The sequence below is a fragment of the Paraburkholderia sp. BL21I4N1 genome, assembly GCF_002973525.1.
GTDB lineage: Bacteria > Pseudomonadota > Gammaproteobacteria > Burkholderiales > Burkholderiaceae > Paraburkholderia.
In genome coordinates, this window is record NZ_PVEN01000008.1 from 67,688 (window position 1) to 81,171 (window position 13,484).

The following is a 13,484-nucleotide window of genomic DNA, read 5'->3' on the forward strand; positions in this document are numbered from 1 at the left end:
AAAGGAGTCTTAAGCAGCGCCAGATCGCTTCCGGCCGATCGTTAGGGCCGCTTTAAGCCGCGCTTAAGCCCGGTTTAAGCCCGGTTTAAGCCACTTTACGAACAGAAAGCCTCCGCTTCCTCAGAAGCGCACGTCGACCTGCAAGCCGCCCGCCGGTGACTCGTCGAGCGACACGGCCGCGTGGTGCTGCGTGGCGATCCGGCGCACGATCGCCAGTCCCAGGCCGCTGCCCGCCACATCGGTGCGCACGCGGTTCGCACTGGCGCCCGCGCGATAAAAACGGTCGAACACGCGATCCCGTTCGGCCGGCTCGATGCCGGGTCCGCTGTCGGCGATCCGCACGGTGGGGTGCCCTTCCTCGACGTGCAGACTGACATCCACCCGGCCGCCGCGCGGTGTGTATTTGGTTGCGTTGTCCACGAGGTTGTTGAACATCACGCGCAAGGCGTCGGCGTCGCCGATCACCGTGGCGGCTTCGCTCGCGTCGATGCCAAGATCGACGCCGCGATTCTGCGCCAGCGGCAAGTACTTCACCACGCAGTCCTGCAGCAACGCACGCAGATCGATCGCGTCGGTGGCGGCGAGGCCGTCCGGCTCGGAACGCGCGAGCGCCAGCAGTTGTTCGGCGAGACGCGTGGCGCGCGTCACGCCCGCCTGCAGATCGGCCAGCGCTTCGCTGCGGGAAGCGTCGTCCTTGGCGCGTGCCACCAGTTGCGATTGAATCTGCACGGCGGCGAGCGGCGTGCGCAATTCGTGCGCGGCATCGGCAACGAATGCTTTCTGAATGTCGAGCGCGGTGGCGAGCCGTTCGAGCAGGCCGTTCAACGCCCGCACGAGCGGTTGCACTTCGAGCGGCAGACGCTGATCGGGCAACGGATCGAGCGCTTCGGGATGGCGCGTGTCGAGCGCGCTGGTAACACGCCGCAGCGGCTTCAGACCGCGCCCGACGATCACCCACACCGCCACGCCCATCAACGGCAGCAGCACGATCAGCGGCCACAGCGTGCGCAGCGCGACGCTCGCGGCAAGACGGTTGCGCACCGACACCGGCTGCGCCAGTTGCACGACGTTATCGCCGACGATCGCGCCATACACTCGCCAGTCGCCGCGCTCGGTGTGCTCGGTCGAAAAACCCAGTTCGGCGCGCGGCGCGAGCGGCGCCCGTGGACGCGAGTAGTACATCAGCACGCCATTGCGATTCCAGATCTGCAGGACGATGCCTTCGTCGCCGGTATCGCGCGAAGCGAGCACCTGCGAGAACGGTTCCGACGGCAGTGCCGCGGCAATCTGCTCCAGTTGGTAATCGAACAGTTCGTTGGCTTCCGCCAGCGCCTGGCGGTAAATCAGCCACCCCGCAATGCCGACGCCGAGCAATACCAGCGCCAGCAACCAGATCAGCAATTGACGACGAATCGAACGCATCGGCTCAGGCGTCCTTCGCGATCATGTAGCCGAGGCCGCGTACGTTGCGAATCAGTTCCGCGCCGAGCTTCTTGCGCAGCGCGTGAATGTAGACCTCGACAGTATTGCTGCCGATCTCCTCGCCCCAGCCGTACATTTTTTCTTCGAGCTGACTCTTCGACAGCACGGCGCCGGGGCGCGCGAGCAACGCTTCCAGCAGCGCGAATTCACGCGCCGACAAGGCCACCGGCGAGCCGTCGAGCGTGACCTGATGCGAAGCGGGATCGAGCGTCAGATTGCCGTGGCGAATCGTCGAATCGCTGCGGCCCGATTGACGACGGATCAACGCACGCATGCGGGCGCCGAGTTCGTCGAGATCGAAAGGTTTGACAAGGTAATCGTCGGCGCCGGCGTCGAGCCCTTTGACGCGATCGGCCACCGCGTCGCGCGCGGTCACGATCAGCACCGGCAGCGCGTGACCGCGCGCGCGCAACGTGCGCAGCACGTCGAGACCGTCGCGCTTGGGCAGGCCGAGATCGAGCAGCACCAGATCGTAAGGTTGCGAGCCGGCCGCGCTGAGCGCCGCATCGCCGTCTTCCACCCAGTCCACCGCGAAGCCTTCGCCGCGCAGCGCCTTGCGCACACCTTCGGCGATCATCCGGTCGTCTTCGACTAGCAAGATGCGCATGGTTATCCGTTCCGAAACGTTAAGCGATGCCGCATTCTAGCGCTCGCCATCGCCATGCACGCCGCTTGACGCTTTTTTCACCGCAGCCTCACGGCATGTCTCTACAATGGGCGCTTTGCGTCGCGCGGCGCGAGTATGCGACGCGCTTCGATGCCTCCCTGCCTGGATTGCCGCGTACCCCACGCCCTGACATTTTGCTTTTTCGCCCGTCCATGACGCACGCTTTTCTGTCTTCTCTCGCACGCCGCCTGCATCGTGGCGCGCTGCGTTCGCAATGGTTTTCCGCTCCCGCTCCCGCTCCCGCTTCAGCCTACCTGCAGCGCCGTGTCGCGCAGCGGCCCGCGGCTGGGTGGATGCTCGCCTGCGCCCTGTTCGCTAGCGGCGCCGCAGCCTCGTTGCCACTCACCGCGCAGGCGCGTGTCAAGGCAACGCACCCGAGCGTCAACGTCACCACCGTATTGCCGCAATCGGTCATGCTCGGCTTGCAACGCGCGCACGTGCCGTTGTCGTCGATCAGCGTGGTCATCGAAAAGGTCGGCGACCGCACGCCGATCGTCGCGCTGAACGCCGGCAAACCGATGATGCCCGCCTCGACGATGAAACTCGTCACCACCTATTCCGGCCTGTCGATTCTCGGCCCCGACTATCGCTGGCGCACCAGCGCGTATTCGGACGGCACCGTCGACGCAAACGGCGTACTGCACGGCAATCTTTACATTCAGGGCACGGGCGATCCGAAGCTCGTGCCGGAAGAATTGATCGACCTCGTGCAGAAGATCCACAAGGCGGGCATCACCGGAATCGACGGCGCGCTGGTGCTCGACAAGCGCTACTTCGATCCGTCCACGCGCGACCTGCCGCCGTTCGACGACGACGCCACCGCGCCGTACAACGTCGGCCCCGATCCGCTGCTGTACGCATTCAAGTCGCTGTCGTTCACGCTGACGCCGTCGCCCGATGGCAGCGTCGCGATCGACGTGCTGCCCGCGCTCGCGCAATTGCAGATCGACAATCAGATGCACGCGGTCAACGGTCCGTGCCGTGGCGATGCGTCGACGGTCTCGCCGAGCGTTACGCCACAGCCGAACGGCACGGTCGTCGCGTCGTTCAGCGGCGACTATTCGGTGCGCTGCGGTCCGCGCACGATCAACGTCGCGGTGCTCGATCACTCGGCGTTTTTCGCGGGCGGCTTTCTCGCGCTGTGGCAGCAAACCGGCGGCACCTTCAACGGCGCGACCCGCGAAGGCGCGGTGCCGGTCGGCGCCAAACTGGTCGCCACGCACGAAGGGCCGATGCTGGCCGACATCGTTCGCGACATCAACAAGTTCAGCAACAACACGATGGCGCGCAATCTGTTCCTGACCATCGGCGCCACCGAAGAAAAGCCGCCTGCAACACCCGCCAAATCCGCCCGCGCGATCCAGGCGTTTCTGCGCCGCGACGCTGTGGACATGGAGTACCTGACGCTCGACAACGGCTCGGGCCTGTCGCGCGACGAACACGTCACGGCGCTCTCGCTCGCCGATCTGTTGCAGCGGGCCAATGCGAGTCCGGTCGCCCAGGTGTTCGTGGAGTCGCTGCCCATCGCGGGCGTGGACGGCACCATGCGCAACCGCCTCACCAACCAGGGCGCGGGCGGCAATGCGCACATCAAGACCGGCACCTTGCGCGACGTGCGGGCCATCGCAGGCTACGTGGCGTCGGCGGACGGCAATACTTACGTGGTCGTCAGCCTGATCAACGATCCGCATTCGGAAGCCGCGCGCGCGGCGCATGATGCCTTGCTCGAATGGGTCTACCAGGGTCCGTCCCAGGGGTTCACGAAAGTGTCCGATCCCGTTGCGGAACCGCGCGGCAACCGCAGCAGCAAGCCCAGGAAAAACCCGCACCAGCGCGCGGCCCACTGAGGTTTTCTTCTAGCGAAGCCGCGCGCCGCAATGCTCCCAAGCGTGTACGCTGTCGGGCAGTGTTTGAGGTGCGCGTGAAACGCTCCGCGTGGCGCGCAAGCCATGCATCCGTAGCGGTCGCGTGGCCTAATCAAACAATAACGACACGACCCGCTGCGCACGGCGCAGCGGCCAGGGACCACGGAGGAAGACACGATGCAATTCGATGCGGAATTGCTGCTGCTCGCCATGGCGCCGGTCTTTCTCGCATGCATCGGCTGGGAGGCGTGGCACCTGCGGCGCACACGCCCGGGCGCACAGCTTTATAGCTGGCGCGACACGTTCTGCAACGCCGCGCTCGCGCTGATGCAGCAAGCCGCCGACAAGCTCGCGTGGCTCGCCATCATTCCCGTCTACGCGTTCTTCTACGATCACTATCGCGTCACCACGTGGCGGGCCAACTGGGTCTCGTTCGTGGTGCTGTTCGTCGCGCAGGATCTGCTCTACTACGTGTTCCATCGTTGCAGCCATCGCGTGCGCTGGTTGTGGGCCGCGCATGTCGTGCATCACTCGTCGGAGCGGATGAACTTTTCGACCGCGTTCCGCCAGAGCCTGATGTATCCGATCGCCGGCATGTGGCTGTTCTGGCTACCGCTCGCCGTACTCGGCTTTCCGCCGAAGCAGATCGTCGCCATCGTGCTGATCAATCTCGGCTTCCAGTTCTTCGTGCATACGCAAGCCATCGGCAAGCTCGGCTGGCTCGAATACGTGTTCAACACACCGTCGATTCATCGCGTGCATCACGCGCGCAACGACCGCTACATCGACCGCAACTATGCCGGCGTGCTGGTGATCTGGGATCGCCTGTTCGGCAGCTACGTGGAAGAAGATCCGCACGACGCGCCGGTGTACGGCATCGTCGAACCGCTGCCTACCTACAACCCGCTGACGGCGACGTTTCACGAATGGACGTCGATGGCCGCCGACTTCGCGAGCGTGCGCGGCTGGCGCAACAAGTGGCGCGCGCTGTTTGCGCCGCCCGCGTGGGCGGCGGAATATCATGCACGTCGCGCCGCGGGCTCGGCCGCTTCGAGCAGCACGGCGCACGTAGAGGAAAACCATATGACTGCGTTTGAAACGCCGCGCAGGCCATAGAAGATTCTGTAAGCTGTCGTCACGCCGCCGACGCGGTGGGCGCTGCCTGCAACACATGGCGCAAGGGCCACACATACGAGGAGATGTAGTCAACATGAAACAAACAGCATCGAAAAAACAAGCCTGGTTGCGCGTCACGCAGATCGCCATGGCCAGCACGGCGTTTGCCATGCTCGTCGCTTGCGGCGGCGGCAGCGATAACAACAACAACGCCAGTGCCACCCCGGCGGGCGGCGTGAAACTGCAGGTCGTGTCGTTCGGCGACAGCCTGTCGGACGTCGGTACGTACGCACCGGTTATTCAGTCGAGCTTCGGCGGCGGCCGCTTCACGACCAACCCGGGCGAAGTGTGGACGCAGAAGGTCGCGGAATACTACGGCGGCACGTTGAGCGCGGCGTATCTGGGCGGCTTCGGCCAACCGCTGGTCGCAACCGGTGGCTTCGGCTATGCGCAAGGCGGCTCGGACGTCGTCAATCCGCAAGGCGAAGGCTGGGCGCCGAACAACATGGCCGCCACGACGGTGCCGGTCGTGACCCAGGTGGCCAACTACCTGAGCGCGAACACGAGCTTCAACGCGAATCAGCTCGTGCTGATCAACGGCGGCGCGAACGACATTTTCCAATTCGCCGGCACCACGGCGAATCTGACGGCGCTCGCCACCGCGCTGGCCACGCAATATCCGCAACTCGTCGCGGCCGGCCAACTGCCGAACACGCCGGCGGGCCAGGTGACGTTTATCGCAGGCTACCTGCAACAGTTGCCGAATCCGCAGATCGCTCAGGCGGCCGCGCAGCTCGCCGCGCAGATTCAGACGATCGTCAGCTCGGGCGCGACGCACGTGGTGGTGTCGACGGTGCCGGACATCGGCAATACGCCGCAGGGTGTGCAGGCCAATGCGGCCTCGCCTGGCGCGGCCGCGCTGCTGACGGGCATTACCGCGGCGTATAACGGCATCCTGATGCAGAACCTGCAGGCGCGTGGGCTGGTGGGTAATGGCAAGGTCATCGTGGCCGATGCGTTCACGTGGCTGGATCAGCAATTGCCGAACTACCAGGCGCTGGGTTTCACGGTGTCCAACACGGGCACGGCGTGTAATCTGACCTCGATGGTGGCGAATGCAACCGCGTACGCAACCGCGAACCCGAGCGCCACGAACGGCCTGACGCCGGCTCAGTATGGCGCGCAGTTCGGCTCGTCGCTGTTCTGCTCGCCGCAGACCTATACGGTGGCGGGTGCAGACCAGACGTACATGTTCGCGGATCTGGTTCACCCGAGCACGCACCTGCACGCGCTGTTCGCGCAGTACGTCACGCAACAGATCGCGGCGACGGGTCTGGGCAAATAAGCGAGTAAGTTGAAGGTCGCCGTGCAGCGGCGACGGATGCCTATGTAAAAACGCCCGGCTTGGTGATCAAGCCGGGCGTTTTTGTTGGTGCCAGTGATGGCTGCGAGTGGTTGGTGCGGGCCACGCGGCGCCGGCTAACCCTGCGCTTCGAACGCCGCGGCGGCTCTTCCCAAACGGTCATTGACCGCGATCCATTCGATCGTGTCAGGCAACTTCTCGATCAGAATGCGCGTGACGTTCGCGCGATCCAGCGCTCTGAGCAAGCCGTACAACTCGCGCGCATAGAGATGCGGGTCTTCAGGCGCGGCGATGAAATGCACGCCTTCGGCATCAGCCCAATGGCCCGCTCGCGATGCCCGTGCCACCAGCGCAACCCGCTCACCCGTTTCGCGCGCAGCCAGCAGGGGTTCGAGCGCGCCGAACGGCAATAACGCCAGCGGCGTGCGCGGCGCGTAATGCGCCTTCAACGTGCCCGAAGCGCGCGGCGCGGTAGCGTCCGATCCATCCGGCAGACGCGGTGCTTCGCCTAGCACGTCGGCGATATCTTGCGGGGTGACGCGACCCGGCCTCAACAGCGCGGGAAACCCGCGCGACAGATCGACGATCGTCGATTCGATGCCCACGTCCGACGCGCCGCCGTCCAGCACATGAATCGCACCGCCGAACTCGTCGCGCACATGCTGGGCGGTGGTCGGGCTGACATGCCCGAAACGGTTCGCCGACGGCGCGGCCACGCCGCCATGTCCGCCGCGCAATGCGCTGAACGCTTGCAGCAGCGCTTGCGCCACGGGATGCGACGGGCAACGCAAGCCCACCGAATCCTGGCCGCCGCTGACCGCTGCGTCGATGTGCGCGGCGCGCTTCAAAATCAGCGTGAGCGGGCCCGGCCAGAACGCGTCGATCAGACGTTGCGCGTCGGCGGGCAAATACTCGACCCAGTAGTTCGGATCGCCATTCGGCGCGAGATGCACGATCACCGGATGATTCGCCGGCCTGCCCTTCGCCGCGTAAATACGGCCGACCGCGTCCGGACTCTCGGCGTCGCCGCCGAGGCCATACACCGTCTCCGTGGGAAACGCGACCAGCCCGCCCGCGTCGAGCAACGCGGCCGCGTGCTCGATCTGCGCGGCGCTTACGGGCAAGGCGCTCGCGGCGCCTTCGGCTTCAGCGGGTTTCGGTTGATCCGGCATGATGCGCGCGTCAGCTCGTGAGGATGTGCAAAAGCCGCGCGCAATCGCGTCCGGCCGTGCGGGCTTCTTCGAGCGTCGCCGCGGTGAAGTTCACGTGGCCCATCTTGCGGCCGCAGCGCGCTTCTTCCTTGCCGTACAAGTGCAGACGCGCCGCCGGCATCGCGGCGACTTCGTGCCACGGCGGCGTGACCGCCGCACCCTTCGGGCCGTCCGGAAACCACACGTCGCCGAGAATGTTCAGCATCACCGCCGGCGAGTGCTGACGCGTGTCGCCGAGCGGCATGCCGGTCATGGCGCGCACCTGCTGTTCGAACTGGCTGGTCGCGCAGGCGTCCACCGTGTAGTGGCCGGAATTGTGCGGGCGCGGCGCCATTTCGTTGGCCACCAGCGAGCCGTCTTCGAGAATGAAAAACTCGACGCACAGCACGCCCACATAGCCGAGCTTCTCGGCGATTTGCAGCGCGGCCTGCTGCGCCTGTTCGACGAGCGTCGGGCTCGCGTCCGGCGCCGGCACGATGGTGTGCGACAGCACGCCGTCGCGATGGCTGTTCTGCGCGAGCGGATAAACCGCCGACGCGCCGCCCGCCGCGCGCGCGATCAGCGCGGAGACTTCGAACTTCAGCGGCAAACGCTTTTCGAGCACGCACGGCACGCCGGCGAGCGACGCATGCGCCTCGCGCACTTCCTCCGCGTTGCGCACGCGAATCTGGCCTTTGCCGTCGTAACCCATGCGGGCGGTTTTGAGAATGCCGGGCAGCACGGCTTCGAGCGCCGCGTCGTCGAGCGCGGCGAGCGCGTCCGATGACTCGATCACCACGTGCGGCGCCACCGTCACGCCGGACGACGCGATAAAGCGCTTCTCGGCTATGCGGTCTTGCGCCACGGCGACACAACGGCCGGCCGGGCTGACGAAGGTGGTCTTGGCGAGGAAATCGAGGCTTGCCGCCGGCACGTTCTCGAATTCGGTCGACACCGCCGCGCACAATCGCGCGAGTTCGGTCAGCGACGCTTCGTCGTCGTACGCCGCGCGCAGATGGCGATCGGCCACGGCGCCCGCCGGACTGTTTTCGTCCGGATCGAGCACGGCGACACGATAGCCCATGGCCTGAGCGGCAAAGCAGAACATACGGCCGAGCTGGCCGCCACCGACCATGCCAAGCCATGCGCCGGGCAGAATCGGTGAAACCGGTGTGTTGTCTGGGTTCATCTTAGTGGTCGGTCGCGGCCGGGTGGACTCGCCTTGAGACAAACAGGCAGGCACCCGGCCGGGGGTCGGACAGCAAACTTCTTGCATAGGACCGGAGCAGCCGCCAAAGCGCTTACTCTGATCGACGGGGGACTTTATAAGGTCAATCCCGACGCTTACAGCGCCGGCAATACCATCGCATGAGCCGCTTCGTTCTGGCGCACGCGAAATGCCGCCAGTTTCTCCGCATACTCGGCGCTCGTGCCGCTCAGAATCGACACCGCGAAAAGCGCGGCATTCGCCGCGCCCGCCTCGCCGATCGCGAACGTGGCGACCGGCACGCCTTTGGGCATCTGCACGATCGAATGCAGCGAGTCGACGCCCTTCAGGTACTTGCTCGCCACCGGCACGCCGAGCACCGGCACCGTGGTCTTGGCGGCCAGCATACCCGGCAGATGCGCCGCGCCGCCCGCGCCCGCGATGATCGCGCGGATGCCGCGCTCGCGCGCGCTTTCAGCATAGGCGAACATTTCGTCGGGCATGCGGTGGGCGGACACCACCTTCGCTTCGTACGGCACGCCGAATTCCTGCAGAATCGCCACGGCGTTTTTCATCACTTCCCAGTCGGAACTGGAGCCCATCAGCACGCCAACAACCGGCGCGCCATGCGTATGGGCGGTTTGAGCTTCACTCATGTTACGGCTTCCTTGTGTCTCGATCCGTGCAAACCGTCATCAGGCGAGCTTTTGGCCGGTCAGGCGTTCGAGCGCTTCCTGATACTTTTCGCCCGTCTTCGTGACCACGTCGTCCGGCAGCTTCGGCGCCGGCGGTTCCTTCTTCCACGTTTGCGTTTCGAGCCAGTCGCGCACGAACTGCTTGTCGAACGACGGCGGGTTGGTGCCGACCTGGTACTGATCCGCCGGCCAGAAGCGCGACGAATCCGCAGTCAACGCTTCGTCCATCAGATACAGCTTGCCGTGGTTATCCAGGCCAAATTCGAACTTGGTGTCGGCGATGATGATGCCGCGGGTCGCCGCGTAATCCGCCGCTTCCTTGTACAGCTTGATCGAGATGTCGCGGATCGTGGCCGACAGTTCGGTGCCGATTCGACGCTCCATCTCGTTGTACGTGATGTTTTCGTCGTGATGACCCATTTCGGCCTTGGCGGCCGGCGTGAAGATCGGCTCGGGCAGCTTCTGCGCGTTTTGCAGACCCGCCGGCAATTCCACGCCGCACACCGAACCGGTGGCCTGGTAGTCTTTCCAGCCGCTGCCGGCCAGATAGCCGCGCACCACGGCTTCGACGAGAATCGGCTCGAGGCGCTTCACCACCACGGCGCGGCCCTTGACCTGCTCGACTTCGTCGGCCGCCACCACGGATTCAGGCGCCACGCCCGTCAGGTGATTCGGCACCACGTGCTTGAGTTTGTCGAACCAGAAGTTCGCCATTTCGTTGAGCACGCGCCCTTTATTCGGAATCGGCTCGCCCATGATGACGTCGAACGCCGACAGACGGTCGGTCGTGACGATCAGCAACTGGTCGTTGCCCACCGCATAGTTGTCGCGGACTTTACCGCGGCCGAGCAACGGCAGCGAGCGGAGCGTGGATTCGTAGAGGGTAGACATCGTCGTGGTTCGCTAAAAGTGGGGCAAAAAGTGTGACCGGAACAAAAGGGAAACGCCGTTCCCCGGATGATGCGGGAACGGCGGTCTAACCACAACCTGGCCGGATGGCCAGGCATACAGCCTGGGCAACGGGCCAGATATCAGCTTAGCGGACTAAAGGGGCTTAGCGCACGAGTTGCGCGAGCTCGCCCGATTTGTACTTCTCCGCGATTTTATCAAGCGAAACCGGCTTGATCTTGCCAGCCTGGCCTTCGCAGCCGAATTGCGTGTAACGCTCGATACAGATCTTCATGGCGGCGTCGCGCGCCGGCTTCAGGTAATCGCGTGGATCGAACTTGCCTGGATTGGTCGCCATGTAGCGGCGGATCGCGCCGGTGATCGCCAGACGCAGGTCGGTGTCGATGTTGACCTTGCGCACGCCGTTCTTGATGCCTTCCTGAATTTCCTCGACCGGCACGCCGTAGGTTTCCTTCATGTCGCCGCCGAACTCGCGGATTTCCGCGAGCAGTTCCTGCGGCACCGACGACGAACCGTGCATCACCAGATGGGTGTTCGGAATGCGCTGGTGGATTTCCTTGATGCGCTGGATCGACAGAATATCGCCCGTGGGCTTCTTGCTGAACTTGTACGCGCCGTGCGACGTACCGATCGCGATCGCCAATGCGTCGCATTGCGTCAGCTTGACGAAGTCGGCGGCCTGCTCCGGATCGGTCAGCAGTTGTTCGCGGGTCATCGTGCCTTCGGCACCGTGACCGTCTTCCTTGTCGCCCTTCATGGTTTCCAGCGAACCGAGCACGCCCAGTTCCGCTTCCACCGTGATACCGATCGAGTGCGCGGCGTCCACCACACGGCGCGACACTTCGACGTTGTACTCGTACGACGCGACGGTCTTGCCGTCGGCTTCGAGCGAACCGTCCATCATCACGCTGGTGAAACCGCTGCGGATCGCCGCCATGCAGACCGCCGGCGACTGGCCGTGGTCCTGGTGCATCACGACCGGAATATGCGGGTACGACTCGACCGCGGCTTCGATCAGATGGCGCAGAAACGGCTCGCCCGCGTACTTACGCGCACCGGCCGAAGCCTGCATGATGACCGGCGCGTTGACCTTGTCGGCCGCCATCATGATCGCCTGCACCTGCTCCAGATTGTTCACGTTGAATGCCGGCAGGCCATAGCCGTTTTCGGCGGCATGGTCCAGCAGTTGACGCATTGATACGAGAGGCATGCTTAACTCCTTAGATTGAAACGAATTCTTGTGCCGTCGGCATCTTTTGGGCGATTTTATCGCGAAGCAAACCGCATACCCGCTGTACACCTGTCCACACCTGCCCTAAAGCGCCGGGCGTTCCTGGACGCCGCCATGCGCGATTGGAGCGAGTGCGCCGCCTCTCGCGGGGCATGCAGCTGCTTCGCTTAAATCATCTCCGTGCCGATCGGGCAGTCTGTCTCCTGTCGACGAGAGTTGGCGCCTTGGGCGTCGGCTCTCGTCCCATGCCGGACAGTGGCTGCCAATCAAATCAATACGGCTCGCCGACTCGCACGATTTTCAGCGTATTCGTGCCGCCGGCCTGACCCATCGGCTCGCCGACAGTCAGCACCACCATGTCGCCGTGCGACGCGTAACCCTTGCTCACCACGGTTTCCAGCGCCTGTTGCAACGCGGTGTCGCGGTCGGTGTTGGTGTCCAGATGCAGCGAGGTCACGTTGCGGTACAGCGCCATGGCGCGTTCGCTGCCAACCCGCGGCGTGAGCGCGAAAATCGGCACGTGGGTCCAGTGGCGCGACATCCACAGCGCGGTCGAACCGGATTCGGTCAACGCCACGATCGCCTTCGCGCCCAGGTGATAGGCGGTGAAGAGCGCGCCCATCGCGATCGACTGGTCGATGCGGGTGAACGTGCGATCGAGGAAATCCTTGTCCAGCTCCGACTGCTCCGACTTCTCGGCTTCGACGCAGATCGCCGCCATCGTTTCGATGGTCTGCACCGGGTACTTGCCCGCCGCCGATTCCGCCGACAGCATCACCGCGTCGGTGCCGTCCAGCACCGCGTTGGCGACGTCCGATACTTCAGCGCGGGTCGGCACCGGTGCGTAGATCATCGACTCCATCATCTGGGTCGCGGTGATCACGAACTTGTTCGATTCACGCGCCATCCGAATCATGCGCTTTTGCAGCGCCGGGACTGCGGCATTGCCCACTTCCACGGCCAGATCGCCCCGCGCGACCATGATGCCGTCCGACGCGTCGAGAATGCCTTGCAGCGCCGGAATCGCTTCCGCGCGCTCGATCTTGGCGATCATCTTCGGCTTGATGCCGAACGGCGCACCGGCGATGTTCGCCAGTTGGCGAGCCATTTCCATGTCGGTGGCGTTTTTCGGGAACGAGACCGCGACATAGTCGACGCCGAGCGACATCGCCGTGCGGATGTCTTCCATGTCTTTCGCGGTCAGCGCGGGCGCCGACAGACCGCCGCCCTGGCGGTTGATCCCCTTGTTGTTCGACAGCTCGCCGCCAATCTTGACGATCGTATGGATTTCGCTGCCGATCACGCGCGCGACGTCCAGCACGATCAGGCCGTCGTTGAGCAACAGCACGTCGCCCGGTTTCAGGTCGCGCGGCAGGTCTTTATAGTCGAGCCCGGCACGCTGCTCGTTGCCGAGTTCGCATTCGGCGTCGAGGATGAACGGCTCGCCGGCGACCAGCATGATCTTGCCGTTTTCAAACTTACCGACCCGAATTTTCGGGCCCTGCAAATCAGCCATGATGGCGACTTCACGGCCGGCCTGGCGGGCCGCCTCGCGCACGAATTCGGCGCGCTGGCGGTGGTCGTCGGCGGTGCCGTGCGAGAAATTGAGCCGCACCACGTCGAGTCCTGCCTGAATCATTTTGAGCAGGATTTCCGGCGTGCTGGAAGCCGGTCCGATGGTGGCGACAATCTTGGTGGCGCGATGCATGAGTCTCCTCGTCTGGATAGGATCGCTGGGAAAAGCGCTGCGAGTCGGATG

At 64.6% G+C, this 13,484-nt stretch carries 11 protein-coding genes; 3 read left to right on the top strand and 8 right to left on the bottom strand.

The window, feature by feature from the left end; translation table 11 throughout:
- Positions 1 to 120 precede the first annotated feature (120 nt).
- Together B0G83_RS20895 and B0G83_RS20900 are read right to left on the bottom strand one after the other, a co-directional pair.
- Complete coding sequence (locus tag B0G83_RS20895) at positions 121 to 1,422, bottom strand: ATP-binding protein (protein ID WP_105509323.1); 1,302 nt, start codon at positions 1,420 to 1,422, stop codon at positions 121 to 123.
- Between the two features lie 4 nt (positions 1,423 to 1,426).
- The gene (locus B0G83_RS20900) at positions 1,427 to 2,089 is read right to left on the bottom strand and encodes a response regulator (RefSeq protein ID WP_105509324.1); all 663 of its coding nucleotides are present in this window, start codon (positions 2,087 to 2,089) and stop codon (positions 1,427 to 1,429) included.
- Positions 2,090 to 2,301: 212 nt separating this feature from the next.
- Here B0G83_RS20900 and dacB point away from each other — a divergent pair, with 212 nt between their 5' ends.
- From dacB to B0G83_RS20915, 3 genes are all read left to right on the top strand, one after another.
- Positions 2,302 to 3,996 carry a D-alanyl-D-alanine carboxypeptidase/D-alanyl-D-alanine-endopeptidase gene (gene dacB / locus B0G83_RS20905; protein WP_105509325.1) on the top strand — a complete coding sequence of 565 codons (1,695 nt, stop codon included), beginning with the start codon at positions 2,302 to 2,304 and terminating at the stop codon, positions 3,994 to 3,996.
- Between the two features lie 195 nt (positions 3,997 to 4,191).
- Positions 4,192 to 5,130, top strand: coding sequence for a sterol desaturase family protein (locus B0G83_RS20910; protein WP_105509326.1), 939 nt, complete (start codon positions 4,192 to 4,194; stop codon positions 5,128 to 5,130).
- A gap of 94 nt (positions 5,131 to 5,224) precedes the next feature.
- On the top strand, positions 5,225 to 6,475 hold the full coding sequence (locus tag B0G83_RS20915; protein ID WP_105509327.1) for an SGNH/GDSL hydrolase family protein: 1,251 nt from the start codon (positions 5,225 to 5,227) through the stop codon (positions 6,473 to 6,475).
- Positions 6,476 to 6,609: 134 nt separating this feature from the next.
- On the opposite strand, the gene B0G83_RS20920 is transcribed toward B0G83_RS20915, so the two are convergent.
- The 6 genes from B0G83_RS20920 to pyk all read right to left on the bottom strand — a co-directional run bounded on the left by B0G83_RS20920 (position 6,610) and on the right by pyk (position 13,433).
- Positions 6,610 to 7,665 carry an L-threonylcarbamoyladenylate synthase gene (locus B0G83_RS20920; RefSeq protein ID WP_105509328.1) on the bottom strand — a complete coding sequence of 352 codons (1,056 nt, stop codon included), beginning with the start codon at positions 7,663 to 7,665 and terminating at the stop codon, positions 6,610 to 6,612.
- A gap of 10 nt (positions 7,666 to 7,675) precedes the next feature.
- Entirely contained in the window at positions 7,676 to 8,872 is a 1,197-nt protein-coding gene (locus B0G83_RS20925; protein WP_105509329.1) for a 5-(carboxyamino)imidazole ribonucleotide synthase, read from the bottom strand.
- Between the two features lie 155 nt (positions 8,873 to 9,027).
- Positions 9,028 to 9,546, bottom strand: a complete 519-nt coding sequence (gene purE / locus B0G83_RS20930; protein ID WP_029968172.1) for a 5-(carboxyamino)imidazole ribonucleotide mutase — start codon at positions 9,544 to 9,546, stop codon at positions 9,028 to 9,030.
- Between the two features lie 39 nt (positions 9,547 to 9,585).
- Entirely contained in the window at positions 9,586 to 10,476 is an 891-nt protein-coding gene (locus tag B0G83_RS20935) for a phosphoribosylaminoimidazolesuccinocarboxamide synthase (protein WP_035548374.1), read from the bottom strand.
- Positions 10,477 to 10,639: 163 nt separating this feature from the next.
- Positions 10,640 to 11,704, bottom strand: coding sequence for a class II fructose-bisphosphate aldolase (gene fba, locus B0G83_RS20940; protein WP_105509330.1), 1,065 nt, complete (start codon positions 11,702 to 11,704; stop codon positions 10,640 to 10,642).
- Between the two features lie 292 nt (positions 11,705 to 11,996).
- A complete protein-coding gene (gene pyk, locus B0G83_RS20945) occupies positions 11,997 to 13,433 on the bottom strand; it encodes a pyruvate kinase (protein WP_105509545.1) in 1,437 nt (478 codons plus the stop codon).
- Between the last annotated feature and the right edge of the window lie 51 nt (positions 13,434 to 13,484).

Coding starts and splice junctions, on each gene's coding strand:
- dacB (WP_105509325.1), top strand. CDS start 2,302: ATGACGCACGCTTTTCTGTCTTCTCTCGCACGCCGCCTGCATCGTGGC.
- B0G83_RS20895 (WP_105509323.1), bottom strand. CDS start 1,422: ATGCGTTCGATTCGTCGTCAATTGCTGATCTGGTTGCTGGCGCTGGTA.
- B0G83_RS20900 (WP_105509324.1), bottom strand. CDS start 2,089: ATGCGCATCTTGCTAGTCGAAGACGACCGGATGATCGCCGAAGGTGTG.
- purE (WP_029968172.1), bottom strand. CDS start 9,546: ATGAGTGAAGCTCAAACCGCCCATACGCATGGCGCGCCGGTTGTTGGC.
- B0G83_RS20920 (WP_105509328.1), bottom strand. CDS start 7,665: ATGCCGGATCAACCGAAACCCGCTGAAGCCGAAGGCGCCGCGAGCGCC.
- pyk (WP_105509545.1), bottom strand. CDS start 13,433: ATGCATCGCGCCACCAAGATTGTCGCCACCATCGGACCGGCTTCCAGC.
- B0G83_RS20915 (WP_105509327.1), top strand. CDS start 5,225: ATGAAACAAACAGCATCGAAAAAACAAGCCTGGTTGCGCGTCACGCAG.
- B0G83_RS20935 (WP_035548374.1), bottom strand. CDS start 10,476: ATGTCTACCCTCTACGAATCCACGCTCCGCTCGCTGCCGTTGCTCGGC.
- B0G83_RS20910 (WP_105509326.1), top strand. CDS start 4,192: ATGCAATTCGATGCGGAATTGCTGCTGCTCGCCATGGCGCCGGTCTTT.
- fba (WP_105509330.1), bottom strand. CDS start 11,704: ATGCCTCTCGTATCAATGCGTCAACTGCTGGACCATGCCGCCGAAAAC.
- B0G83_RS20925 (WP_105509329.1), bottom strand. CDS start 8,872: ATGAACCCAGACAACACACCGGTTTCACCGATTCTGCCCGGCGCATGG.